Raw genomic sequence first — 23,835 nt, 5'->3', positions numbered from 1 at the left:
ATGACCCCCGTGGAGGTCGCCGCCGTCGACCTCGGCGCGACGAGCGGCCGCGTCATCGTAGGGAAGGTCGGCGGCGGCGAGCTGTCGATGCGCACCCTCGGCCGCTTCGAGAACCGCGCCGTGCCGACGCCGAACGGCTTGCACTGGGACATGCTCGGCCTCTACCGCGGGGCCCTCACGGGCCTCGCGGCGGCCGTGCGCGAGCATCCGTCGATCGCCTCGATCGGGGTCGACTCGTGGGCCGTCGACTACGCGCTCTTCGGCGGCGGCCGGATGCTCGGCACCCCGTACCACTACCGGGACGCCCGCACCGCGGCCGGCGTCGAGGCGGCGCACGCGCTCGTGCCGTTCGCCGAGCTCTACCGCCGCAACGGGCTGCAGTTCCTGCCGTTCAACACGCTCTACCAGCTCGCGGCGGAGCGCGCCGAGGGACCGCTGCTCGGCCTCGCCGACGCGCTGCTGCTCGTGCCCGACCTGTTCGGCTACTTCCTCACGGGCAATGCCGTCGCCGAGCGCACGAACGCGTCGACGACGGGGCTCGTGGACGTCTCGACCGGGCAATGGGACGACGGGCTCATCGAGCTGCTCGGCCTGCCGCGCGGCATCTTCCCCGGGCTCGTCGACCCGGGCGAGCGCATCGGCGCGACGCTGCCGTACGTCCAACGCGAGATCGGCGCGGACCGCCCGATCGACGTCGTCGCGGTCGGCTCGCACGACACGGCGTCCGCCGTCGTAGGCATCCCGATGCAGGATGCCTCGCGCGCCGCGTACATCTCGTGCGGCACGTGGGGACTCGTGGGGCTCGAGCTCGAGCACCCGGTGACGAGCGACGCCGCCCGCGAGGCGAACTTCACGAACGAGGGCGGCGTCGACGGACGCGTGCGCTTCCTGCACAACGTCATGGGCCTCTGGCTCCTCTCGGAGTCGGTGCGCCAGTGGGAGCTCGAGTCCGGCTCCGCGATCGACCTGCCGACGCTCATCGCGGAAGCCGGCGCCATCACGACGCCCGTGGCCGTCTTCGATCCGGATGACGCCCGCTTCGCGGCCCCCGGCGATCTCCCGGCGCGCATCGCCGAGTGGTGCCGCGAGCACGGCGAGCCGGTGCCGGCCTCGTGGGCGGAGTTCACCCGGTCGATCATCGAGTCGCTCGCGGAGGCCTTCGCGAAGACGGTGCAGACGGCCGCCGAGCTCACGGGCCGCGACGTCGACGTCATCCACCTCGTCGGCGGCGGCTCGCTCAACACGCTGCTCTGCCGCCGCACGGCCGACCGATCGGGCATCCCGGTGCTCGCCGGCCCCGTCGAGGCGACCGCGATCGGCAACGTCCTCGTGCAGGCCCGCGCGCAGGGGGCGACGGGCGCGAGCCTCGAGGAACTGCGCGCGATCGTCGCGACGGCCTTCCCGCCGCTGCGCTACGACCCGCGCGCTTCGTCGGTCGAGTAGCGGCGAAGCCGCCCGCTGGTCGAGTAGCGGCGAAGCCGCGTATCGAGACCCCGCAAGCCGATCAGGGTCTCGATACGGCGCTGCGCGCCTACTCGACCAACAGTGCGCCGGTCGAGTAGCGAAGCGTATCGAGACCACCGCGAGCGGACCTGCGGGGTCTCGATACGGCGCTGCGCGCCTACTCGACCAACAGTGCGCCGGTCGAGTAGCGAAGCGTATCGAGACCACCGCGAGCAGACCAACGGGGTCTCGATACGGCGCTGCGCGCCTACTCGACCAGCGTGGTGTGCGCGCCTACTCGACCGACGAAGCCACGTACTCCGCGAGATGCTGCCCGGTGAGGGTCGAGCGGGCCGCGACGAGTTCGGCCGGGGTGCCCTCGAACACGATGCGGCCGCCGTCGTGGCCGGCACCCGGCCCGAGGTCGATGATCCAATCGGCGTGCGCCATGACGGCCTGGTGGTGCTCGATCACGATGACCGACTTGCCCGACTCGACGAGCCGGTCGAGCAGGCCGAGCAACTGCTCGACGTCGGCGAGGTGCAGCCCCGCGGTCGGCTCGTCGAGCACGTAGACGTCGCCCTGCTCGGCCATCTGGGTCGCGAGCTTGAGCCGCTGGCGCTCGCCGCCGGAGAGCGTCGTGAGGGACTGCCCGAGGCTGACGTACCCGAGCCCGACATCGACGAGGCGGCCGAGGATCGTCGCGGCCTTCGGCACCTTCGACTCACTCGCGGCGAAGAACTCCCGCGCCTCGGCGACGGGCATCCCGAGCACCTCGCTGATGTCGCGGCCGCCGAACTTGTAGTCGAGCACGGAGGCGTCGAAGCGCTTGCCCTCGCAGACCTCGCAGACCGTCTCGACGGTCGCCATGGGGCCGAGCTCCGTGTAGACGATGCCGGCGCCGTTGCAGTTCGGGCACGCGCCCGCGGAGTTCGCGCTGAACAGGGCCGGCTTGACCCCGTTCGCCTTCGCGAACGCCGACCGGATCGGCTCGAGCATCCCCGTGTAGGTCGCCGGGTTCGAGCGGCGCGAGCCGCGGATGGCGCTCTGGTCGATGGCGACGACGCCCGGCCGCCCCGCGACCGAACCGTGGATGAGCGAGCTCTTGCCGGAGCCGGCGACGCCCGTGACGACGACGAGCTGCCCGAGCGGCACGTCGACGTCGACGCCCTGCAGGTTGTGGCTCGTCGCCCCGCGCACCTCGATGGCGCCCGTGCGCTCGCGCACCGACTCGCGCACCTTGGCGCGGTCGTCGAGGTGGCGGCCGGTGAGCGTGCCGCTCGCGCGCAGCCCTGCGACGGAGCCCTCGAACATGATCCGGCCGCCGGCCGAACCCGCACCCGGTCCGAGGTCGACGACGTGGTCGGCGATCTCGATCGTCTCGGGCTTGTGCTCGACGACGAGCACCGTGTTGCCCTTGTCGCGCAGCGCGACGAGCAGCGAGTTCATGCGCTGGATGTCGTGCGGGTGCAGCCCGATCGTGGGCTCGTCGAAGACGTAGGTGACGTCGGTGAGGGCCGAGCCGAGATGGCGGATGAGCTTCGTGCGCTGCGACTCGCCGCCGGAGAGCGTGCCCGAGGGCCGGTCGAGCGAGAGGTAGCCGAGGCCGATGTCGACGAAGGACTCGAGCGTCTGCGCGAGCGTCTCGAGCAGCGGGGCCACGGTCGGCTCGTCGAGCCCGCGCACCCACTCGGCGAGGTCGGAGATCTGCATCGCGCAGGCATCCGCGATGCTCTTGCCGTCGATCTTGGATGCCCGCGCGTGCGGAGCGAGCCGGGTGCCCTCGCACTCGGGGCAGGTCGCGAAGGCGACGGCCCGCTCGACGAAGGCGCGGATGTGCGGCTGCATCGACTCGGGATCCTTCGAGAGCATCGACTTGCGGATGCGCGAGACGAGGCCTTCGTAGGTGATGTTGATGCCGTTGATCTTGACCTTGACGGGCTCTTTGTGGAGGAAGTCGGCGAGCTCGCTCTCGGTGTACTCGCCGATGGCCTTGTCGGGATCGAGGAGACCGGACTCGCTGTACTGCTTGACGCTCCAGCCGCCGGCCGTGTAGCCGGGGATGGTGATCGCGCCGTCGTTGAGCGACTTCGTCGCGTCGTAGAGCTGGGTCACGTCGATGTCGTTCACCCGCCCGGTGCCCTCGCAGCGCGGGCACATGCCGCCGAGCTGGTTGAACTCCCGCACCTCCTTCTCGGCGCCGCCGACCGAGATCGCCCCCTTGCCCGAGACCGAGGGCACGTTGAACGAGAACGCCTGCGGCGCCCCGACGTGCGGCTGCCCGAGCCGGCTGAAGAGGATGCGCAGCATCGCGTTCGCGTCGGTGACCGTGCCGACGGTCGAGCGCGGATTCGCGCCGAGCCGTTCCTGATCGACGATGATCGCGGTCGTGAGGCCCTCGAGCCGGTCGACCTCCGGGCGCGCGAGCGAGGGCATGAAGCCCTGCACGAACGACGAGTACGTCTCGTTGATCATGCGCTGCGACTCGGCGGCGATCGTCGCGAAGACGAGCGAGCTCTTGCCCGATCCCGACACCCCGGTGAAGACGGTGAGGCGGCGCTTGGGCAGGTCGAGCGAGACGTCCTGGAGGTTGTGCTCGCGCGCCCCGACGACGCTGATGCGGTCGTGGGCGTCGGCGGGATGCTGGGCGGCAGCGGGCGGGGCGGCGTTGTCCGTCATGCGATCAGTGTGCCGCCTGGATGCGGATCATGTTGCCCGCCGGGTCGCGCAGCGCGCAGTCGCGCACGCCGTAGGGCTGGTCGATCGGTTCCTGCGCGATCTCCGCACCGCCCGCGACGGCCTGCTCGAAGGCGCCGTCCACATCGTCGGAGGCGAGCACCACCGTGCCGAACGAGCCCTTCGCCATGAGCTCGGCGATCGTCTGCTGCTCGTCGTCGGTGAGTCCGGGGGTCGCCGACGGCGGGTAGAGCACGATCGCCGTGTCGGGCTGGGCGGGCGAGCCGATCGTCACCCAGCGGATCGGGCCGTGGCCGATGTCCATTCGCACCTCGAAGCCGAGCACCTCGCGATAGAACGCGATCGACTCGTCGGGGTCGACGTGCGGGAGGAAGGAGTTCTGAATCGTGATGTCCATGGCTTCACCGTAGGGACGCGAGGTCGAAGCCCGCTTCTCGATTCCTGATCGGTCGGCCCGCGTGCTTCGTGACGACGGTCGGCAGCCCCTCGGTGGCATCCGCATGCTGGCGCTGGTACTCGCTCGGATTCACGCCGACGAGCTCGGTGAAGCGCGTCGAGAAGGTGCCGAGGGACGACGATCCGACTGCGAAGCAGACGTCGGTCACCGAGAGGTCGCCGCGGCGCAGCAGGGACATGGCCCGCTCGATGCGCCGCGTCATGAGGTACGAGTAGGGCGATTCGCCGAAGGCGGCCTTGAACTGCCGGCTCAAGTGCCCGGCGGACATGTTGGCGCCGCGCGCGAGCGACTCGACGTCGAGCGGCTGGGCGTACTCGCGGTCGATGCGGTCGCGCACCCGCCGCAGCACGGCGAGGTCGCGGAGCCGTTGAGCGCGGTCGGCGGGAGCGGTCACCCTCCGGATGCTGCCACGCACCGCCGACGCCCTCAACCGCCGGACGCCGCGCTCAGTCCGCGCGGTCGCCCGGTCGCACGAGCCCGGCCTCGTAGGCCGCGATCACGAGCTGGGCGCGGTCGTGCGCGCCGAGCTTGGCCATCACGCGGTTGACGTGGGTCTTCGCGGTGTGCGGCGAGATGACCAGGCGCCCGGCGATGCCCTCGTTCGAGCGGCCGGACGCGACGAGGACGAGCACTTCCCGCTCGCGTTCGGTGAGGGTCGCCAGTGCGCGTCCGAGCGGCGAGGATGCCTCGGGGGCCGGCACCCCGCCGCCGTGCACGTAGCGCTCGATGAGCACCCGGGTCGCCTGCGGGGAGAGCAGCGCGTCGCCCGCGTGCACGGTGCGCACCGCCTCGACGAGGTCGGCCGGGTCGGTGCCCTTGCCGATGAACCCGGATGCCCCGGCGCGCAGCGCGAGCGCGACGTTCTCGTCGTCCTCGAACGTCGTGAGCACGAGCACCCGCACCGAGGCGAGCGCCGGATCGTGCGTGATGGCGCGCGTCGCGGCGATCCCGTCGAGCACGGGCATCCGCAGATCCATGACGACGACATCGGGCACCAGCGTGCCGGCGAGTTCGACGCCCCGCCGCCCGTCGCCCGCTTCGCCGACGATCTCGATATCCGGCTCGACGTCGAGCAGGGCGGCGACGGCGCCGCGGATGAGCGGCTGGTCGTCGACGAGGAGCACGCGCACGGTCATCCGACGACCTCCCCCGACTCGTCGGTTCCGGGATGCCCCGCGCCGCCGCCGAGCGGCACTCGCACCCGCAGCCGGAAGACACCGCCGTCGCGTTCGGCGATCAGGACCCCGCCGACCCCGCCGACGCGTTCGCGGAGGCCGACGAGGCCGTAGCCGCTCGGGGCTCCTCCGGAGCGATCCGGTCCGACCGGGTTGACGACGCTCAGCTCGAGCGACGCGTCATCCTGTTCGACGAGCACGTGCGCCCGATGCTCGGCACCGTGCTTGTGGGCGTTGGTGAGCGCCTCGCGCACGACGAGGTACGCGACGCGGTCGACGTCGGCCGGTACGGACGCGGACCTCCCCTCGCGGCGCACGCCGACCTGCAGACCGGACTCGGCGAAGTCGGCGACGAGCTCGTCGAGGGCGCCGAGGCCCGGCATCGGTCCCGTCGGCGCCGACCCGCCGGCGCTGTCCGCCCGCAGCGCCGAGAGCAGCGTGCCGATCTGCTCGAGCACGCCGCGCGCGGCCCGGCCGACCGTGTCGACGGCCTCCCGCGCGCGCGGCAGGTCGGGCTCGCGGTCCGGGGCGATCGCGCGAGCGGCCACGCCCGCCTGCAGGTTCACGACCGCGACCTCATGGGCCACGGCGTCGTGGAGGTCCTGGGCGATCCGCAGCCGCTCCTCCGCCACACGTCGCTTCGCCTCGGACTCCCGTGTCGCCTCCGCGCGTTCCGCGCGTTCGGCGAGCATCGCGACGTAGGCGCGACGGGACCGGTTGCCGTCGCCCGCGGCGCCCGCGAAGGCGATGATGACCGGCCCGGGGAAGACCCGCGGGTCGAGGCCGACGGCATTGCCCGTGGCGTACTCGACGACGACGTACGCGACCACGACCGAGCCCACCGCGATGAGTCCGACCCGGCGCGGACGGCGCTTGGCGAGGCCGTAGACGGCGAGCGCCACCGGGATCGCGAACGGCATTCCGACCCCGGCGAGGGCGCTGCCGACGAGGAGCAGCACGGATTCCCCGACGAACACCGCCAACGGCAGACGTCGGCGGAGCAGCAGCGCGCCGGCCTGCAGGCCCACGACGACGTAGAGGAGCACCGGGAGGGCGACGCCGGGCAGGTCGGGCAGGGAGGCGTGAGCGCGGGCCCCCGGATCGCGGTACGGCGCGAAGGCCCCGACGAGCGAGAATCCCACGACGAGCACGTCCCAGACCCACGCCGGCACCCGATGCCGCATCGGCATCCGGTCCGGTCCGAGCGGCGGCGGCGCCGTGCGTGCATCCATGTGCCGATCCTCGTCCATCCCGCTCATGGTGCGGGCGACCCGGTCGCGGTGTCGCGCGTCCGGGCCGCCCGTCTCATCCATCGGCCCGCTACTCGTAGCGCAGCGACTCGATGGGGTCTTGCCGGGCCGCCCGGGCGGCCGGGATGGTGCCGGCGAGGAACGCGATCGCCATGATGAGCAGCACGATCGAGAGCACGCCGAGAGGCTCGTAGGCGAACAGCATCAACCCGGGCAGGTCGGCGAATAGCGTTGTCGCGAGGACGTTGCCGAGGCCGAGACCGACGGCCATGCCCGCACCGACGCCGACGGCCGCGCCGAGCAGTCCGATGAAAGTCGCCTCGGTCGAGAAGAGCCCGAACACCTTGCCGGAGCTCATGCCCATGGCCTTCATGAGGCCGATCTCGCGAGTGCGCTCCTGCACCGACATCAGCAGCGTGTTCACGATGCCGAAGCCGGCCGCGACGAGCGCGATGACCGCGAAGGCGTTGAGCACGAGCACGATGGCGTCGATGACGGTCTTGAAGGCGCCGATCTGGTCCTCGACGGTCGTCGCGGCGAAGCCCGCGTCGGCGAGGTCGTCCTTGAGCGCCTGCGTCGCGTCGTCACCCGCGGCCGGGTCGAAGCGCACGATCGCCGAGCCGTAGCGCTCCGCCTGCGCGGCGGGCGCACCGGTCTGCTGTGCCTCGTACAGCGCGTCGGTGAGCGCCGGGTTCGGCGATGCGCCGAGGCTGCCCGCGAGGCCCGCCTCGGAGACGCCCACGATCTCGGCGTCGACGACGTGCGTGCCGCCGACGGCGTCCGTCAGCCCGAGCTCGATCGTCGCGCCCACGGCATCCGCATCGGAATCGAAGCCGAACGCCTCGACGTAGTCGACCGGGATGGCGATCTCGTTCGCGGTCGCGTCGAGGTCGGGCTGCGAACCGGCAGCGAGCTCGACCTCCATGCCGGGCACGAACGTGCCGACGCTCATCGTGTACGGAGTGCCGTCACCGACCTGCGCGTAGTCGACGCTCACCCGCTTGGACGGCTCCACGCTCTCGACGCCGTCGATCCCGGCGATCATGTCGAGGTCGTCCGCGGTGATCGGGTCGATCGCCGACCTCCCGGGCGCAGTTGCGCCGCCCGGCCCGTTGAGCTCGACGGCGTCGGGGTCGTATTCGGTCGGCCCGCTGTCGAGCCCGGCGTCCGCCTGCTCGTGGGTGACGGTCATGACGTCCTCGGCGCCGATCCCGGCGACCGTCTGATCGATGTACTGGTTAATGCCCGTGCCGAGGCCGGTCGTGATCGTGAGGGTGAACCCGCCGATGAAGATCGCGAGGATCGTCAGGATCGTGCGGGTGCGCGAACGGAACGTGTTGCCGACGGCAGTGCCGAGGACGTCTGCGGTCTTCACGCGGCCGCCTCCCCGAGTTCGGCGTCGGCCTCGGCGTCGACGTCGACGAGCAGGCCGTCGCGCACCGTGATGCGGCGGTCGCAGCGGGCCGCGAGGTCCTCGTCGTGCGTGACCACGACGAGCGTGATGCCCTGCTCGCGGTTCAACCGGAACAGGATCTCCTCGACGGAGCTCCCCGTGGCGGAGTCCAGGTTGCCCGTCGGCTCGTCGGCGAAGATGAGCGCCGGGTCGTTGACCAGGGCGCGCGCGATGACGACGCGCTGCTTCTGCCCGCCGGAGAGGTCGGAGGCCTTGTTCTTCGCCTTGTCGGCGAGGTCGAGCTGCGCGAGCGCCGCCATCCCGCGGCGCTTGCGCTCGGCCCGGCCGACACCGGCGATCTTCAACGGCAGGATGACGTTCTCCAGCACGCTCTGGCCGGGCGTCAGGAAGAACTGCTGGAAGACGAACCCGAACGTCTTGTTGCGGGCGCGGTTCAGCGCGGCGCCCTGCAGCCGCTCGGCGGGTTCGCCGTGGAGCAGCACGCGGCCCTCGGTGGGCCGGTCGAGCAGGGCGAGCAGGTGCATGAGGGTCGATTTGCCGGAGCCGGACTTGCCGACGATCGCGAGCGACTCGCCCTGGCGCACCTCGAAGCTCACCCCCTTGAGGGCGTCGAAGCGCGTGGCGCCCCGACCGTAGGACTTGCGCAGGTCCTCGACCTGCAGCACGGGGGTGGTCATCGGGTTCCTTCCACGATCCCGGGCCGCTGGCCGGCTGCCGGGTCGTGTTCCAGTCAACGCGGCGACGCGCGCTCGCACGTCCCCCCGGAGGATGCTCCTCGCATACCGCGGTCGCGGTACGGCGGAGTAACCGCAGCCCTTGTGCGACGCTCGGTGCAGATCGTTGCGGCTCGATGGGCCCTTTGCAATACTCCCCCGAACCGTGTCGCTCGTTCGTTGGGGGGTGGACGTGACACCGGACCGACGTCGGTCGTTGGCGGTACCGGCCGCCATCGTGCTCGGTACGGCATTCCTGCCGACATCGGCCGCGCACGCGATGCCCTGGGCGGGCAGCGCCGCAGATGGATGCGCGCCGGCCTTCAGCGTGGCCTCGGGCGACTCCGCGATCGGCCCGCAGGGCCTGGCGCCGTTCGGCTTCGGGTACTGCATCGGCGAGGCCGGACCCGAGGGACCGCAGGGATCCATCGGCCCGCAGGGGCCGGTCGGGCTCACCGGCGCGAACGGCACCGGCACGGGCACCGGCACGACCGGAGCCCAAGGCGCCAGTGGCGCGGACGGAACCGACGGTGCCGACGGAGCTGACGGCACGACCGGCGCGACGGGAGCCGCCGGACCGCAGGGGGCGGCGGGAGCCGCTGGCCCGCAGGGGGCGGCGGGAGCTGCAGGCCCGCAGGGCGCGGCGGGAGCCGCTGGCCCGCAGGGTGTGATCGGTCCGAGCGGACCGCAGGGCTCGGAGGGCGCGGACGGAGCGCAGGGCGACGCCGGCACCGACGGCGCGGATGGCGCCGCTGGGGTGCAAGGCGCCGACGGTGCCGCCGGACCGCAAGGCTTCCAAGGAGCGACCGGAGCACAGGGCGACACCGGAGCCGACGGAGCACAAGGTGCTGAGGGCGCAACCGGCGCACAAGGCGACGCAGGCGCCGACGGCGCCCAAGGCGCAGACGGCGCAACCGGAGCACAGGGCGACACCGGAGCCGACGGAGCACAAGGCGCTGAGGGCGCACAGGGAGCTCAGGGCGACACCGGAGCCGACGGCGCACAAGGAGCAGACGGAGCTGCCGGACCGCAAGGCTTCCAAGGAGCGACCGGAGCACAGGGCGACATCGGAGCCGACGGAGCACAAGGCGCAGACGGCGCAACTGGCGCCGACGGAGCACAAGGCGCGGACGGAGCACAAGGCGCAGACGGCGCACAAGGCGCCGACGGAGCACAAGGCGCCGACGGTGCCGCCGGCCCGCAAGGCTTCCAAGGAGCGACCGGAGCACAGGGCGACACCGGAGCCAACGGAGCACAAGGAGCCGAAGGCGCAACCGGCGCACAAGGCGACACCGGAGCCGACGGAGCACAAGGCGCTGAGGGCGCACAGGGAGCTCAGGGCGACACCGGAGCCGACGGCGCACAAGGAGCAGACGGAGCTGCCGGACCGCAAGGCTTCCAAGGAGCGACCGGAGCACAGGGCGACACCGGAGCCAACGGAGCACAAGGCGCAGACGGCGCAACCGGCGCACAAGGCGACACCGGAGCCAACGGAGCACAAGGCGCTGAGGGCGCAACCGGCGCACAAGGCGACACCGGAGCCGACGGAGCACAAGGCGCAGACGGCGCACAGGGCGCAGACGGTGCCGCCGGACCGCAAGGCTTCCAAGGAGCGACCGGAGCACAGGGCGACACCGGAGCCGACGGAGCACAAGGCGACACCGGAGCCGACGGCGCACAAGGCGACACCGGAGCCGACGGCGCACAAGGAGCCGACGGCGCACAAGGAGCCGTCGGCGCACAGGGAGCAACCGGCGCACAAGGCGCCGACGGCGGAGAAGGCGCACCCGGGGATGTCGGCCCGCAGGGCCCACAGGGCGACACCGGAGCACAAGGCGACACCGGCGCACAGGGCGCAACCGGAGCGCAAGGCGCACAAGGCGCGAGTGGCTTCCAGGGGCTTGCCGGTGCGCAGGGCCTCCGGGGCCTCCAAGGCTCTGACGGTGCCGACGGTGCGCAGGGCGCGGCCGGGGCGACGGGAGCCCAGGGTCTCCGCGGGCTCCAGGGCTTCCAAGGGCTTGCGGGTTCGACCGGTGCCCAGGGCGCAGCCGGGGCGACCGGTGCCCAGGGCGCGGCCGGGGCGACGGGAGCCCAGGGTCTCCGCGGACTCCAGGGCTTCCAAGGAACCCCGGGCGCAACCGGAGCGCAGGGAAGCGCCGGGGCGGCAGGAGCGCAGGGAGCCCGCGGATTCCAAGGCTTCCAAGGAGTGACGGGCGCGACCGGAGCGCAGGGCGCGAACGGCGGCATCGGGCCCCAAGGCCTCGTCGGCGCTGCCGGAGCGCAGGGTGCGACCGGCGCGCAGGGCACCGCGGGGTCGGCCGGCGCGGCCGGATCACAGGGTCTCCGGGGTCTGCAGGGCGCCCCCGGCGCGACCGGCGCGACCGGCGCGGCCGGCAGCGCGGGCCCCCAGGGCAGCCAGGGGTTCCAGGGCGCGGCCGGTGGTGCCGGCCCGCAGGGAACTCAGGGCGAGCAAGGCTCGGTCGCCGGCGCGCTCGCCCGCTTCTCCAACACTGCAGCGCAGGGATCGATTGCGGCGAACACCATCGTCAACCTCAACTCCAACGACGTGAATACGGCGACCGAGTTCATCTCCCGCTCCGGGAACTCGATCACCCTCGCCCCCGGCACGTACGCCCTCAGCGGTTCGATCGGCGGCGTCACCGGAGTCGCCGGCGGCGCGAGCGTCTATTTCGGCTTCTACAGCGTCACGAACGGGGCCTGGATCGGTCAGGGCGGCGCGAACGAGTCGTCCAACCTGGCCGACAACGACGCAGGTCCCGAAGGACCGGCCACGGTGGCCTTCACCACCACGAGCGTGATCACGGTGCAACTGCGGCTCGTTTCGGTGACCGCGGCGAATCAGATCTCGTCGCCGCTCGACTTCGGGACCGCCGCCTCGATCGGCCTCGGCCGCACCTGGGTGCAGATCGTCCGGTATTGATGAACCACGAGAGGAACTTCATGAATCCACGCATCGGCGGTGCAGCTGCCGCCTTGCTGGCGGCAACGCTCGTGCTCTCGGGGTGCACCGACTCGACGCAGGATGCCCCGGACAGCGCCGGCCCTTCGGCGACGTCGTCGGCCGGCGCCATCAGCGTGGATGATCTCGTGCAGCTGGGCATCGCCTCCGCGAACGCCGGCGAGACCGATCAGGCGAAAGCGACCTTCGAGAACGTGCTCGCCCTCGATCCCGGCAATGCATTCGCCAATTACAACCTCGGGGTGCTCGCACAGCAGAACGGCGACGCCGATGCGGCCATGGGCTACTACGACAAGGCGATCGAGACCGATCCGGCGTTCACGTCGGCGATGTACAACAAGGCGATCCTCCTCGAGGACGCCGACCAGGACGCCGCCGTCGCCCTCTACCGGCAGATCGTGTCGCTCGACGATCAGGCCGCGACCGCCTACTACCGGCTCTCGTCGCTGCTCGAGGCGCAGGGCGATGCGGCGGGTGCCGCGGAGGCGCGCGAGCGCGCCCTCGCGATCGACCCGACGCTGACGGACGCCCCCGCGAGCGACGAGTGAGTCCGCGCGATCGGATGCCCCGGGCATCGGTCGTCACGCCGTCGCACGATCCGCGCTTCCTCGACGCCGCCGCCGCGTCGCTCCGCACCCAGACGCTCGAGGAGTGGGAATGGATCGTGCTCCTCAACGGTCCGGCCGAGTGGGCGCCGGCGGAGCCCGACGAGCGCATCCGGGTCATCCGTCACGATCGGCCCGTCTCCGGGGTCGGCGAGGCGAAGCGGTTCGCGAACGGGTACGCGCGCGGCGACGTCCTCGTGGAGTTCGACCACGACGACGTGCTGCTCCCCGGGGCGCTCGAACGCGTCGTCGAGACCTTCGAGGCGCATCCCGAGGCATCGCTCGTCTATTCGCACGCGGCCTCGATCGACTCCGCCGGCGACCCGCTCGACGTTGCCTACAACCAGGAGATGGGGTGGCAGTACGCCGAGACCGACGTCGACGGCGTGCACTACCGGTATCCGGTCTCCTTCCCGCCGACGCCGCACAACGTCTCGTACATCTGGTTCGCCCCGAATCACGTGCGCGCGTTCCGACGGGATGCGTACGTCGCGGTCGGGGGGCACGACGCGAGCCTCGCCGTGCTCGACGACCACGAGCTCATGAGCCGGCTCTACCAGGCGGGCCCGTTCGTCGCGATCGACGAGTGCCTCTACCTCCAGCGCATCCACGACGGCAACACGCACCGCATCGCGGGGGTGAACGCCGAGATCCAGCAGCGCACGGTCGACCTCTACGACCGGCACTTCGAAGCGAACGCGCTCGCGTGGGCCCGTCGCGAGGGCCTCGCCTGCCTCGACCTCGGCGCCGCGCACGCGAAGCCGCAGGGCTACCTCGGCGTCGACCAGCACGACGGACCGGGCGTCGACGTCGTGGCGCGGCTGCCCGAGCGGCTCGACCTGCCCGACAGCTCGGTGGGGGTCATCCGCGCCGTCGACTTCTTCGAGCACGTCGCCGACAAGATCGGGCTCATCAACGAGCTCCACCGGCTGCTCGTGCCGGGCGGCGTGCTGATCACGCGGACCCCGAGCACCGACGGCCGCGGCGCCTTCCAGGATCCGACGCATGTCGCCTTCTACAACGAGAACTCGTTCTGGTACTACTCCGACGAGAACTACACGCGGTACGTGCCGGAGATCGAGGCCCGCTTCCAGGTCTCGCGCCTGCACACGCACTTCCCGACGGAGTGGCATCGCCAGACGGACATCCCGTACGTCGTCGCGCACCTGCTCGCGCTGAAGCCGGGCGCTCCGCCGAACGGCGGCCCGGTGCGCTTCGCCGGTTTGCGCTGAGCGGTCGTTCGGAGCGGGCGAGCGGATGCCGGCACGAGAAGGATGCCCGGGCGCCGCGTGCTACGGCGCGCCGCCGGCGACCTCGGCGACCCCGAGCCAGCGGAGCGCCGCGTCGACCGCGTCGGCGGGCTCGACCGCCGCGCCGGCATCCGCCCACGCGGCGAGCGCGGTGATCGTCGCCGCCTCGTAGGCCGCGGCGATCGCCTGCCTGGCGGCACGGGGAGCGCCCGGCAGCCGTCGATCGAGGAAGTCCTCGAGCAGGCCGGTCCAGGCGCGGTTGGCGGCGGCCGCCGTCGCGGCGAACTCCGGCTCGCTCGCGATGAGGCGCACCCACGCGGGCACGCCGGAACGCATGAACGGGTCATGGGAGATCGAGGCGACGACGATGCGCCGCAGCGCCTCGGCGATCGGCAGATCGGGATCGAGGTGCTCGATCGCCCCGGCGAGGCGCCCGTTGGCGGATTCCACCTCGGTCCAGGCGATGCGGTCGCGCGTGCCGTAGTGCCGCATGAGCGTGCGCGCACTGACGCCGGTCGCCTCGGCGAGCTCCTTCCACCCGGTCGCGGCGTACCCCCGCTCCGCCCAGAGCCGGAGTGCGGCCTCGGCGACCGCGTCGGGGTCGATGACGCTCGGCCGGCCGCGGCCGCGGGTCCCGTCGTCCATCGCGCGTTCCTCCCCTGCTCGGGGACCGATCCGTTCTCGGAGCGATCCCGACGCCCGATTCTCCCAGGCTCCTCCCTCTATTTTTGGCGTACGGTGTCAAATATCAGCCGAGGCGCGACGGAGCGCCCGGTCGCGATTCGGAAGGAACCACCCCATGACCCGCACCTACGTCGTCACCGGCGCCGCATCCGGCATCGGTGCCGCCACCGCCCGCCTCCTCGCCGAACGGGGCGAGCGCGTGATCGGCGTCGACCTGCGCGACGCCGACGTCGAGGCCGACCTGTCCACCCGCGAGGGCCGCCTCGCCGCGGTCGAGCGGGTCGCCGAGCTCTCCGGCGGCGTCGTCGACGGCGTCATCGCGTGCGCCGGCATCTCCGCGCCGATCCCGGCGACGATCTCGGTCAACTTCTTCGGCGTCACCGAGGTGCTCGAGGGACTGCTCCCCGCGCTCCGCGCCTCCGACGCCCCGCGCGCGGCCGTGGTGTCCTCGATGGCCTCGCTCCAGCCCGTCGTGCCCGCGATGGTCGAGGCCGCCCTCGCCGGCGACGAGGAGCGCGCCCTCGCGGTTGCCGCGGCGACCGCCGAGCAGGGACCCGAACTCGGCTACCTCGTCTACCCGTCGTCCAAGCGCGCGCTCTCGCGCTGGGTGCGTCGCGAGTCCATCACCGAGGCGTGGGCCGGCGCCGGCATCCCGCTCAACGCGGTCGCCCCCGGCACCGTCATCACGCCGATGACCGCGGCCCTCCTCGACAACCCCGAGGGCCTCGCCATGGTCGACGCCGCCGTGCCGATGCCGCTGAACTCCCACCAGCCGGCGGAGTCGATCGCGAACCTGCTGATCTTCCTCACGAGCGTCGAGAACACGCACATGGCGGGTCAGACCATCTACGACGACGGCGGCGCCGACGCGACGCTGCGCGGCGACGACATCTGGTCGTGGAACGACCCGGCCGCCTGAGCCCGTTCCTCCCCGCCCTTCCCCGCCCCTACCGAGGAGATCTGCATTCCTGAGGACGAATGCTCGCCGGAGCATCCTCAGATCGGCGGATCTCCTCGGTACCGCGACGCGGCAGGGCGAGCGGCGGCCGCTCAGGCGAACGGGTTCGGCGTGAGCGTGTACTTCGTCTGCAGGTACTCGTGGATGCCCTCGGCGCCGCCCTCGCGGCCGAGGCCGGAGAACTTCCACCCGCCGAAGGGCGCCGCCGCGTTCGAGACCACCCCGACGTTGAGGCCCATCATCCCCGTCTCGAGACGCTCGATCATGCGCTGCCCGCGCGAGAGGCTCTCGGTGTAGACGTAGGAGACGAGGCCGTACTCGGTCGAGTTCGCGAGCGCCACCGCCTCGTCCTCGTCGTCGAACGGCACGATCGCGAGCACCGGCCCGAAAATCTCCTCGCGCAGGATGTCGCTGCCCGCAGCCACGTCGGTGAGCACGGTCGCCGCGTAGAACGTGCCCGGCCCCTCGATCGCCGCGCCGCCCGTTCGCAGCACCGCGCCGCGGTCCACGGCATCCGTGACGAGCGCGTCGGCCTTGGCGACGGCGCGGTCGTCGATGAGCGGGCCGATGACGACGCCGTCCTCGGTGCCGCGACCGGTGGCGAACGACTCGACGCGCGCGGTGACGCGCGCGGCGAACTCCTCGACGAGCGAGCGGTGCACGATGAAGCGGTTCGCCGCGGTGCAGGCCTGTCCGATGTTGCGGAACTTCGCGGCGATCGCCCCGTCGACGGCTTTGTCGAGGTCGGCGTCGTCGAACACGACGAAGGGGGCGTTGCCGCCGAGCTCCATGCTCGTGCGCAGCACGCCGTCGGCGGCCTGCTTGAGCAGCGCCTGCCCGACGGGCGTCGAACCGGTGAAGGAGAGCTTGCGGAGCCGACGGTCGGCGAGGATCGCATCGGACACCTCGCCCGAATGCGCCGTCGTGACGACATTGACGACGCCCGACGGGACGCCCGCGTCCTCGAGGAGCTTCACGAAGTACAGCGTCGTGAGCGGGGTCAGCGACGCCGGCTTGACGACGACGGTGCAGCCCGCGGCGAGCGCCGGTGCGATCTTGCGCGTCGCCATCGCGAGCGGGAAGTTCCACGGCGTGATGAGGAAGCACGGGCCGACGGGGTGCTGGGTGACGATCATGCGGCCGGTGCCCTCGGGGTTCGCGCCGTAGCGGCCCTGCACCCGCGCCGCCTCCTCGCTGAACCAGCGCAGGAACTCGCCGCCGTAGGCGACCTCGCCGCGGGCCTCCGCGAGCGGCTTGCCCATCTCGACGGTCATGAGGAGGGCGAACTCCTCCTTGCGCTCCTGCAACAGGTCGAAGGCCCGGCGGAGCACCTCGGCCCGCGTGCGGGCGGGGGTCGCGGCCCACCCGGGGAAGGCCGCGTCGGCGGCGGCGAGGGCGGCGATGCCGTCGGCGCTCGTCGCGCTCGCGATGGCCTTGACGACCTCGCCGGTCGCGGGGTCCCGGACGTCGAGGGTCGCGCCACCGGACGCCGGACGCCACGCGCCGTCGATGAAGAGTCCGTCGGGGACGGCGGCGAGCAGTTCGGTCTCGTCGATGAGGGTCATGGATGCTCCTTCAGGTGTGCCGAAAGCGTACGACGCCGCGCGCCCGTTCGCGCGGGCCCGGCGCAGGGCGGCCCGGGCTAGCCTCGGAGGATGCGCCACGGTCTCGTCATCTTGCCCCAGTACGACCGACCCGAAGTCTTCCGCCGCTGGCGGGCGGCCGAGGAGTTCGGCTTCAACCACGCCTGGACGTACGACCACCTCGCGTGGCGCGGCCTCGCCGGCGAGCGCTGGCACGCGACGATCCCGACGCTCACGGCGGCCGCCCTGTCGACGGAGCGCATCGAGCTCGGCCTCTTCGTCACGAGCCCGAACTTCCGCCACCCCGTGCCGTTCGCCAAGGAGCTCGGCACCGTCGACGACCTCGCCGGGGGGCGCCTGCTGCTCGGCGTCGGCTCGGGCGGCACCGGCTTCGACGCGTTCGTGCTCGGCCAGGAGGAGCTCACGCCGCGGCAGCGCCACGAGCGCTACGTCGAGTTCGTGCGCGGCCTCGACGCGCTGCTGCGCTTCGAGGAGCCGGGCTCTGGCGGCATCTCGTTCGCGGGCGACTGGTTCGAGGCGAAGGACGCCCGCATGGTCGGCGCGCCCGCCCGCGAGCCCCGGATGCCGCTCCTGCTCGCCGGCAACGGCCCGAAGTCGATCCGCTTCGCGGCGGAGGTCGGCGACGGCTGGGTGACCACCGGCGGCGAGGCCGACGAGGCGGAGGCGTGGTGGGCGGGCGTCGCCGCCCTCGCGGCCCGCTACGCCGACGCGTGGGCGGCGACCGGGCGCGCCGGCGAGGCGCGGAGCATCCTCTCGCTCGACGGCGTCCACGGCTACTCGCTGGCAAGCACGGCCGCCTACGAGGACGCCGTCGGCCGCGCCGCCGGGCTCGGCTTCACCGACGTCGTCGCCCACTTCCCGCGCGAGTCCGGGCTGTACGCGGGCGACGAGTCGGTGCTCGAGGAAGTCGCGGCGCTGCTGCCCGGCCTCCGCTGACGGCGGGAGCACCGCCGGGACGCCGAACGGGCCGGATGCCACCCGGCATCCGGCCCGTTCGGAGCGGCGTGCGGCTCAGCCGTTGTAGCCGGGGTCGGGCCGGTTCATGTCGGGGATCACGATGGGCGTCGTCGTGGGCGAGGTCGCCCGGTTGAGGAACGCCATCGCGATGGCGCGGACGAGTTGGTCGAACAGGTAGAAGTTCGCCGGCATGATCGGGTTCAACCCCTCGCGGAACAGGATGAACGCCGGCCAGCCGACGCGGATCGTCGCGGCGGAGACGTAGTCGCGCGGCAGCCCCAGCCAGTCGCCGATCTCGTTGCCGAGGAGGTAGCGCACGAACTCGTTGAGGAACCCGCGGGTGAGGCCGCGGTCGACCTGGGCGACGAGGCCGAGCAGCACCTCGGCGAGGTACTGCCCCTCCTGCGTCCAGGTGAGCCGGGGGTAGAGGATCTCGGAGGCCTGCTGGGTCGCCGCCTTCCACGTCGCCGGGATGTACTCGTCGCGCACCCCGAGGAAGTGCAGCGCGACCTGCCACGAGTGGAGGAACGCCTCCTCGTCGCGGGTCGACATCGGGATGCGCCATTCCTTGAGCTTCTGGTACGCGAACGTGCCGGTGGAGTGGAAGGTGACGAGGATGTCCTGGTTGGAGATCGGGATCGACTCGTCGCGGACGGCGAGCCAGTGGGGCGACTGCGGCAGCAGGTGGCGCACGGCCGCGTGCGTCATGCGCGTCTTGTTCGAGGTGACGCGGAACTCGCCCGTGTTCTCGAACGCGTCGATGTCGGAGAGGTCGTAGCCGAACGAGAAGGTCTTCGCGGCGCGGTCCTGCATGTCGGCACCGCCCTTGGACCAGTAGACCGACTTCGCCTCCCGAGGGATGACCGTCGACATGATGCCGCCGCCGACGCCGTAGAGCATGAAGAGGTAGGTGTCCTTGCGACGGTTGAAGTCGGCGGCGCGGCGGAGCTTCGTCATGTCGGCCCAGGCCGGCATCTGGACGCTCTCCTGCAGCCACGCGGCGAGGTCGGCGGGCAGGCCCGCGCTCGGCACGGGGTCGTAGTGGTGCACCCACGGCAGCAGCGCCGCGTTGATCTGGGCCGTCTCGCCGCGCTGGATGGCCTGGGCGATGATCGTGTCGATCGGCTCGTCCCACACCCAGGCGGGGTCGACGGTCGACCCGCCGCCGAGGGCGGTGGGGACGACGGAATTGGCGGCCGACCAGGTCCACTCCCGGGTCGCGGCCTGGGCGGCCCCGGGTACGATGGCCCCGCCGAGGCCGAAGACGGCCCCCAGGGTCAAGACGGAACGTCGATTCAAGTCGGCCACGTTGCCTCCTGCTCTTCGAAGCGGCGGGGCGTCGTCACGCCGGCGTCGTCGCCGCCGCGAAAGCACCGCGTCCCATCCGCACTGATGTGAATGCTCGTTAACTTACGGATGTGAACCGCGATTCACAAGAGCCGGAAGATGAGAGCTTCGGCGCAGTCGGCGCACGGCCTGCGAGGGGGTACGCGCAGACCCTGGCTCGAATCACCCAGCGGACGCATGCTGGATACCGGCGGCGGCGAACGCCCGCCGTCGGAGGGGAACGCACGATGAGCACCTGGAATCCCGACGACCTGAGCGCCCTCGAACGCGCACGCGAGGTGCGCGTGGCGGGCCGACGCGCCGACGGCACGCTCCGGCCCCTCGTCACGATCTGGGACGTGGTCGTCGACGGCGCGGTCTACGTGCGCTCCGCGCGGGGAGCCGAGGGCGGGTGGTACCGCGGCGTCCTCGCCGGGACGGGCGGCGCGCTCGAGTGGGACGGCACCCCGCGCGACGTCGTCTACGCTTCCGACTCCTCGGCGGACGAGGCGGTCGACGCCGCGTACTTCGCCAAGTACGGGGACACGAGTTCGAGCCGCACGATGATCGCTCCCGGCGCCGTCGCGACGACGCTCCGGGTCGACCCGGCCTGAGCCGCCGTCGCGCGCTCGGGGACGGGGAACGGCGACGAGCGGGCCGGATGCCTCGAGGCATCCGACCCGCCCGTCGTGCGTCGCCGATCAGCCGAGCAGGTCGCCCATCTGCTTGGCGATGAGCTCGGTCGCGCGCTTCGGGCTGAGGCGGGCGATGCGGTCCATCATGGTCGCGTCCGAGCCGATGGTCGCCCGGAACTTGCCCTTGACCAGGGTGTCGACGATGACGCGGCCGGCGACGTCGACGGAGGTGGTCTTGTGCTTGGAGTCCTTCGCGGCCTCGGCGCCCTGCTCGGCCCCGCCGATCGAGACGCCCGAGTTCTTGGCGATGTTCGTCGCGATCGCGCCGGGGTAGACGACGGAGATCTGCACGTTCGAGCCGAGCAGCTCGGCGTAGAGCGCCTCGGTGAGCAGCACGACGGCCGCCTTGGAGGCGCCGTAGACGGCCTGACCGGGGACCGGCGCGTAGGCGCCCATGCTCGCGACGTTGAGGATGGCGGCCGTCGGCCGCTCGAGCAGCACGGGCAGGAACGCCTTGACCGTGTTCATCGTGCCGCCGAAGTTGACGGCCATGACCTTGTCGACCTCCTCGAACGGGAGGTCGAGCACCTTGACGAACTTCTGGATGACGCCCGCGATGTTGAGCAGGCCGTCGACCTGACCGTGGGCGGCGATCACGGCCGCCGGGAGGGCTGCGACGGCCTCGCGGTCGGTGATGTTGGTCGGGTGCAGCGAGAAGTTCTCCGCCGCGCCCGCGAGCTCCGCCGTCTCGGCGAGCCCCGCCTCGCTGAGGTCGACGCCGGCGACGCGGGCTCCCGCGCCGAGCAGCTGCAGGGCGACCTCGCGCCCCATGCCGTTGCCGGCGCCGGTGACGACGAAGACCTTGCCGTTGATGTCCATTCGGGGATGCTCCTGCTCGATCGCGAGATTTACGACGGATGTCGGAGAGCAGTGTGACAGGCGCGGATGACGGGGAGATAACGGCCTCCGTCTCCCGAGAGCGATCGCGAGACCGGCTCAACCGGCAGAGGCGTCCGCCGCGAAGCGCACGAGCCGTGCGTGGGCGAACTCGCAGAGGATCGCGTGCCGGTAGACGGTCTCGGGCACGTCGACGTTGGAATCCATCCGCAGGCTCAGCATCCCGGTCTTCCACTGCCGGAACCCGTCGTCGCCGGTGACGCGCGCGAGGATCTCGAGGAACGAGTCGTCGAAGCGCATCGAGTGCACCGCGCGGCGGTACTCCCCGAGGGTGAGCGCGATCGAGAACGGGATGTTCATGAGGCAGAGCGCCGTCTGGATGTCGAGGCGCAGCAGCCGCACGCGCCGGCGTTCGGCGTCGAGCGGCGGCACGTCGAGCTCGGCGAAGTCGAATCGCACGGGCGGCGCCGGGTCGACGCCGTCGAGCGCGATCAGCACGTCGTAGACGTTGACGTCGTGCTCGACGACGGCGTGGTCGCCGAGGCCGGCGAGCGTCGTCGGGCGGAGCGTGACCGGCGCGAGGGTCGCCGGGGTGTTCCGCAGCACGAAGTTCACGAGGTTCGTCTCGACGACGAAGTGCCGGATGAGCAGCTCGACGGCGTCAGGGGAGACGAAGCGGCGCAGGAACCAGACGCAGAGCGCATCCATCGTCGCCAGCGGCATCCACCGGAACGGCAGCACGCGCTTGAGGATCGAGACCACGGCGACGAGCACGCGCGAGACGACCCGGGCGACGGGGTAGAGCCAACGCCGCGAGAGCCGGCGCTGGTCGTCGACGATCTGCCGCACCAGCGAACGGTCGAGGGGGATCGACGGGTCGGCGGCGACCGCCTCCCACAGCTCCGGGTCGTTCACCTCAGCGATCCAGTTCTTCCAGCTGCAGCACGTAGAGGCGGGCGACGACCTGGGCGCAGCGCACGATCTCGTCGGCAGTCGCGTCATCGATGAGCCCGGAGTAGAGGATCGCCTCCATCGCGCCCGTGTGCTGCCCGTCGGCCTCCTGGTGGTACTGCATGAAGTGCACCTGGTTGTCGGCCAGGCCGAGCACCTCCTGGAAGCGGCTCGCCCAACCGGCGGCCTTGTTCGCGCCGAGCCCCTCGATGACGAACATCGCGCCGAGCAGGCCCGCGGGGTTCGGCCGATCGGCGTAGTGGAAGAGGTAGCCGGACAGCGCCTCGGAGCCGAGGTTTTTGCGGCCGGTGCGCAGTTCGGCGAGCGAACCGCCGATGGCGACGTAGTCGCGCTCGAGCATGAGGTGGTCGCGGTGCTCCTCCTCCGCGTGTCGGATCGCGGCCGAGCGCAGGTCGAAGTGGTCGACGTCGAAGTTGGAGGCCGCGCGCGCGATCCAGGGCGAGCCGTCGACGACCTGCTGACGGAGGTTGAAGAGCAGGCGCCGGTAGTCGTCGAGGGTCACCGTGCCCTCGGCGAGCGCGCGGAGAACAGGCACGCGGTCGAGCCGTGCATCGAGGTCGGCCCAGACGGCGGCGAGCCGCTCGGCGAGGATCGCGACACCGCCTCCGGCGGTGTCGGGGGCCGTGGTCGTGGCGTCGATGGTCATACCGGTTCTCCTTGTTCGGCGGGCGGTGCGGACGGCGCGAGACGCGCGGGCGGTGCGACGACGGTGAGGTGTGCGAACGCGAACGAGAAGCGGCCGGACTCGGGCACGGCGAGCAGGATCGTCTCGCCGGGGGCGAAGCGGCCGGTGCGCCAGGCCTCTTCGAGGGCGATGAAGATGCTCGCCGAGCCCGTGTTGCCGCGAGTCTCGAGGTTGGAGTACCAGCGATCGGCCTCGAGAGTCGGCAGCCGCTTGCGGAGGCCCTCGAACGCGAGGTCGCGGAAGGCGTTGGTGCTGTAGTGGCAGAGCACGTGGTCGAGATGGCCGACGTCGACGAGGCCGAGATCCACGAGTTCCTCGAACTGCGCGAGTCCGGCGCCCGCGAGGTCGTCGAGCACGCCGACGTCCTGCCGGAGCAGGAACATGCCCCTGGCCTCCGCCTCGGCGAGGTCGACGTCCTGCCAGGTGGCGCCGACGGCCGGGTCGATGCCGTCCATACCGGCGCGCATGCACACGTCGTGCTCGTGGGCGAGCGAGACGTGGCGCACCCAGTCGACCCGCAACGACGGCCGGTCGGGGTGGGGCTGGAACTCGACGACCACCGCGCCCGCGCCGTCGGAGAGCATCCAGCGCAGGAAATGCGAGTCCATGCCGGCCCGGATGCCGTCGTAGCGGCGCTGGCGGAGGCTGCGGCTCGCGAGCTCCGAACCGACGACGGCCGCGCGCGGGTGGTCGCCCAGCCGGATCTTGCTGACCGCAGCGTCGAGGGCGGCGAGGCTCGATGCACACACGCCCGACGCCGAAAGCAGCTGCATCGGCCCGCCGCCGAGCCGGCCGTGCACCATCGACGCGAAGCCCGGCACGAGGACGTCGCCCATGGTCGTGGCGCACGCGAGCATCCGGAGGTCGGATGCGGCGATGCCGCGGTCTTCGAGCGCAGCGGTGAGCGCCGCGACGGCGAGCTCTTCGTTGAGCGCCGTCGGCTCGCCGTGCTCGTCGAGGGCGTAGTGACGCTGCCGGATGCCGTTGGCGTCGAGGATGCGCCGGCGGATGCGCTCCGAAACCGCGTCGGTGCCCCCGAGCCGCGCCGCGATGCCGTCGTTGTCGACCGGGTCCCCCGGGAGATACGAGCCGAAGCCGGTGAGGTATGCGGTCGCCGTCGTGCCCATTCGGTC

At 71.9% G+C, this 23,835-nt stretch carries 22 protein-coding genes; 8 read left to right on the top strand and 14 right to left on the bottom strand.

What is annotated here, in order from left to right:
* A complete protein-coding gene (locus GB864_RS00930; RefSeq protein WP_160422404.1) occupies nt 1–1,443 on the top strand; it encodes a rhamnulokinase in 1,443 nt (480 codons plus the stop codon).
* A gap of 294 nt (nt 1,444–1,737) precedes the next feature.
* Here GB864_RS00930 and GB864_RS00925 read toward each other — a convergent pair whose 3' ends face one another.
* The 7 genes from GB864_RS00925 to GB864_RS00895 form a co-directional block, all read right to left on the bottom strand.
* The gene (locus GB864_RS00925) at nt 1,738–4,122 is read right to left on the bottom strand and encodes an ATP-binding cassette domain-containing protein (RefSeq protein ID WP_160422403.1); all 2,385 of its coding nucleotides are present in this window, start codon (nt 4,120–4,122) and stop codon (nt 1,738–1,740) included.
* Nucleotides 4,123–4,126: 4 nt separating this feature from the next.
* Nucleotides 4,127–4,537 carry a VOC family protein gene (locus tag GB864_RS00920; RefSeq protein WP_160422402.1) on the bottom strand — a complete coding sequence of 137 codons (411 nt, stop codon included), beginning with the start codon at nt 4,535–4,537 and terminating at the stop codon, nt 4,127–4,129.
* Between the two features lie 4 nt (nt 4,538–4,541).
* Nucleotides 4,542–4,991, bottom strand: coding sequence for a helix-turn-helix domain-containing protein (locus GB864_RS00915; RefSeq protein WP_160422401.1), 450 nt, complete (start codon nt 4,989–4,991; stop codon nt 4,542–4,544).
* A 52-nt stretch (nt 4,992–5,043) separates the two neighbouring features.
* The gene (locus GB864_RS00910) at nt 5,044–5,733 is read right to left on the bottom strand and encodes a response regulator (protein ID WP_160422400.1); all 690 of its coding nucleotides are present in this window, start codon (nt 5,731–5,733) and stop codon (nt 5,044–5,046) included.
* Entirely contained in the window at nt 5,730–7,004 is a 1,275-nt protein-coding gene (locus GB864_RS00905; protein ID WP_160422399.1) for a sensor histidine kinase, read from the bottom strand. Before GB864_RS00905 ends, GB864_RS00910 begins: the two co-directional genes overlap by 4 nt.
* Nucleotides 7,005–7,092: 88 nt before the next feature.
* Nucleotides 7,093–8,397: an FtsX-like permease family protein gene (locus tag GB864_RS00900; RefSeq protein ID WP_160422398.1), complete on the bottom strand. Its 1,305-nt coding sequence runs from the start codon at nt 8,395–8,397 to the stop codon at nt 7,093–7,095.
* A complete protein-coding gene (locus GB864_RS00895; RefSeq protein WP_160422397.1) occupies nt 8,394–9,113 on the bottom strand; it encodes an ABC transporter ATP-binding protein in 720 nt (239 codons plus the stop codon). The genes GB864_RS00900 and GB864_RS00895 overlap by 4 nt, the downstream gene beginning before the upstream one ends.
* Before the next feature lie 809 nt (nt 9,114–9,922).
* Between GB864_RS00895 and GB864_RS00890 the strand changes: the two genes are divergently transcribed.
* From GB864_RS00890 to GB864_RS00880, 4 genes are read left to right on the top strand one after another with little or no spacing between them, the layout of a single operon-like run.
* Nucleotides 9,923–11,359 carry a hypothetical protein gene (locus GB864_RS00890; RefSeq protein ID WP_202106895.1) on the top strand — a complete coding sequence of 479 codons (1,437 nt, stop codon included), beginning with the start codon at nt 9,923–9,925 and terminating at the stop codon, nt 11,357–11,359.
* On the top strand, nt 11,356–12,090 hold the full coding sequence (locus tag GB864_RS18085; protein ID WP_202106894.1) for a hypothetical protein: 735 nt from the start codon (nt 11,356–11,358) through the stop codon (nt 12,088–12,090). The genes GB864_RS00890 and GB864_RS18085 overlap by 4 nt, the downstream gene beginning before the upstream one ends.
* Before the next feature lie 20 nt (nt 12,091–12,110).
* Complete coding sequence (locus GB864_RS00885; protein ID WP_160422396.1) at nt 12,111–12,677, top strand: tetratricopeptide repeat protein; 567 nt, start codon at nt 12,111–12,113, stop codon at nt 12,675–12,677.
* A gap of 14 nt (nt 12,678–12,691) precedes the next feature.
* A complete protein-coding gene (locus GB864_RS00880; protein ID WP_160422395.1) occupies nt 12,692–13,966 on the top strand; it encodes a glycosyltransferase in 1,275 nt (424 codons plus the stop codon).
* 60 nt (nt 13,967–14,026) lie between these two features.
* Here GB864_RS00880 and GB864_RS00875 read toward each other — a convergent pair whose 3' ends face one another.
* Entirely contained in the window at nt 14,027–14,629 is a 603-nt protein-coding gene (locus GB864_RS00875; protein WP_160422394.1) for a TetR/AcrR family transcriptional regulator, read from the bottom strand.
* 154 nt (nt 14,630–14,783) lie between these two features.
* Here GB864_RS00875 and GB864_RS00870 point away from each other — a divergent pair, with 154 nt between their 5' ends.
* Nucleotides 14,784–15,587 (top strand): SDR family oxidoreductase, encoded by an 804-nt coding sequence (locus tag GB864_RS00870; protein WP_160422393.1) that lies wholly within the window; start codon nt 14,784–14,786, stop codon nt 15,585–15,587.
* A 131-nt stretch (nt 15,588–15,718) separates the two neighbouring features.
* Here the strand turns inward: GB864_RS00870 and GB864_RS00865 are convergent, their stop codons facing one another.
* Nucleotides 15,719–17,191 carry an NAD-dependent succinate-semialdehyde dehydrogenase gene (locus GB864_RS00865; protein WP_160422392.1) on the bottom strand — a complete coding sequence of 491 codons (1,473 nt, stop codon included), beginning with the start codon at nt 17,189–17,191 and terminating at the stop codon, nt 15,719–15,721.
* Between the two features lie 90 nt (nt 17,192–17,281).
* Here GB864_RS00865 and GB864_RS00860 point away from each other — a divergent pair, with 90 nt between their 5' ends.
* Nucleotides 17,282–18,166, top strand: coding sequence for an LLM class flavin-dependent oxidoreductase (locus GB864_RS00860; RefSeq protein WP_160422391.1), 885 nt, complete (start codon nt 17,282–17,284; stop codon nt 18,164–18,166).
* A gap of 75 nt (nt 18,167–18,241) precedes the next feature.
* On the opposite strand, the gene GB864_RS00855 is transcribed toward GB864_RS00860, so the two are convergent.
* Nucleotides 18,242–19,468 carry an oxygenase MpaB family protein gene (locus GB864_RS00855; protein WP_236778792.1) on the bottom strand — a complete coding sequence of 409 codons (1,227 nt, stop codon included), beginning with the start codon at nt 19,466–19,468 and terminating at the stop codon, nt 18,242–18,244.
* A gap of 293 nt (nt 19,469–19,761) precedes the next feature.
* On the opposite strand from GB864_RS00855, the gene GB864_RS00850 reads away from it, so the two are divergent.
* Nucleotides 19,762–20,127 carry a DUF2255 family protein gene (locus tag GB864_RS00850; RefSeq protein ID WP_160422389.1) on the top strand — a complete coding sequence of 122 codons (366 nt, stop codon included), beginning with the start codon at nt 19,762–19,764 and terminating at the stop codon, nt 20,125–20,127.
* An 87-nt stretch (nt 20,128–20,214) separates the two neighbouring features.
* Here the strand turns inward: GB864_RS00850 and GB864_RS00845 are convergent, their stop codons facing one another.
* From GB864_RS00845 to GB864_RS00830, 4 genes are all read right to left on the bottom strand, one after another.
* A complete protein-coding gene (locus tag GB864_RS00845; protein ID WP_160422388.1) occupies nt 20,215–21,027 on the bottom strand; it encodes an SDR family NAD(P)-dependent oxidoreductase in 813 nt (270 codons plus the stop codon).
* Between the two features lie 117 nt (nt 21,028–21,144).
* On the bottom strand, nt 21,145–21,960 hold the full coding sequence (locus tag GB864_RS00840; protein WP_336603828.1) for a DUF6999 family protein: 816 nt from the start codon (nt 21,958–21,960) through the stop codon (nt 21,145–21,147).
* Between the two features lies 1 nt (nt 21,961).
* Entirely contained in the window at nt 21,962–22,663 is a 702-nt protein-coding gene (locus tag GB864_RS00835; protein WP_160422387.1) for an iron-containing redox enzyme family protein, read from the bottom strand.
* Entirely contained in the window at nt 22,660–23,829 is a 1,170-nt protein-coding gene (locus tag GB864_RS00830; protein WP_160422386.1) for a 3-oxoacyl-[acyl-carrier-protein] synthase III C-terminal domain-containing protein, read from the bottom strand. Before GB864_RS00830 ends, GB864_RS00835 begins: the two co-directional genes overlap by 4 nt.
* Nucleotides 23,830–23,835: the final 6 nt, after the last annotated feature.

Source organism: Agromyces seonyuensis, assembly GCF_009789225.1.
Taxonomy (GTDB): Bacteria; Actinomycetota; Actinomycetes; order Actinomycetales; family Microbacteriaceae; genus Agromyces; species Agromyces seonyuensis.
This window is presented reverse-complemented; position numbering and strand designations above follow the sequence as displayed.

Coding starts and splice junctions, on each gene's coding strand:
- GB864_RS00930 (WP_160422404.1), top strand. CDS start 1: ATGACCCCCGTGGAGGTCGCCGCCGTCGACCTCGGCGCGACGAGCGGC.
- GB864_RS00925 (WP_160422403.1), bottom strand. CDS start 4,122: ATGACGGACAACGCCGCCCCGCCCGCTGCCGCCCAGCATCCCGCCGAC.
- GB864_RS00920 (WP_160422402.1), bottom strand. CDS start 4,537: ATGGACATCACGATTCAGAACTCCTTCCTCCCGCACGTCGACCCCGAC.
- GB864_RS00910 (WP_160422400.1), bottom strand. CDS start 5,733: ATGACCGTGCGCGTGCTCCTCGTCGACGACCAGCCGCTCATCCGCGGC.
- GB864_RS00905 (WP_160422399.1), bottom strand. CDS start 7,004: ATGGATGCACGCACGGCGCCGCCGCCGCTCGGACCGGACCGGATGCCG.
- GB864_RS00895 (WP_160422397.1), bottom strand. CDS start 9,113: ATGACCACCCCCGTGCTGCAGGTCGAGGACCTGCGCAAGTCCTACGGT.
- GB864_RS00885 (WP_160422396.1), top strand. CDS start 12,111: ATGAATCCACGCATCGGCGGTGCAGCTGCCGCCTTGCTGGCGGCAACG.
- GB864_RS00880 (WP_160422395.1), top strand. CDS start 12,692: ATGCCCCGGGCATCGGTCGTCACGCCGTCGCACGATCCGCGCTTCCTC.
- GB864_RS00875 (WP_160422394.1), bottom strand. CDS start 14,629: ATGGACGACGGGACCCGCGGCCGCGGCCGGCCGAGCGTCATCGACCCC.
- GB864_RS00870 (WP_160422393.1), top strand. CDS start 14,784: ATGACCCGCACCTACGTCGTCACCGGCGCCGCATCCGGCATCGGTGCC.
- GB864_RS00865 (WP_160422392.1), bottom strand. CDS start 17,191: ATGACCCTCATCGACGAGACCGAACTGCTCGCCGCCGTCCCCGACGGA.
- GB864_RS00860 (WP_160422391.1), top strand. CDS start 17,282: ATGCGCCACGGTCTCGTCATCTTGCCCCAGTACGACCGACCCGAAGTC.
- GB864_RS00850 (WP_160422389.1), top strand. CDS start 19,762: ATGAGCACCTGGAATCCCGACGACCTGAGCGCCCTCGAACGCGCACGC.
- GB864_RS00845 (WP_160422388.1), bottom strand. CDS start 21,027: ATGGACATCAACGGCAAGGTCTTCGTCGTCACCGGCGCCGGCAACGGC.
- GB864_RS00835 (WP_160422387.1), bottom strand. CDS start 22,663: ATGACCATCGACGCCACGACCACGGCCCCCGACACCGCCGGAGGCGGT.
- GB864_RS00830 (WP_160422386.1), bottom strand. CDS start 23,829: ATGGGCACGACGGCGACCGCATACCTCACCGGCTTCGGCTCGTATCTC.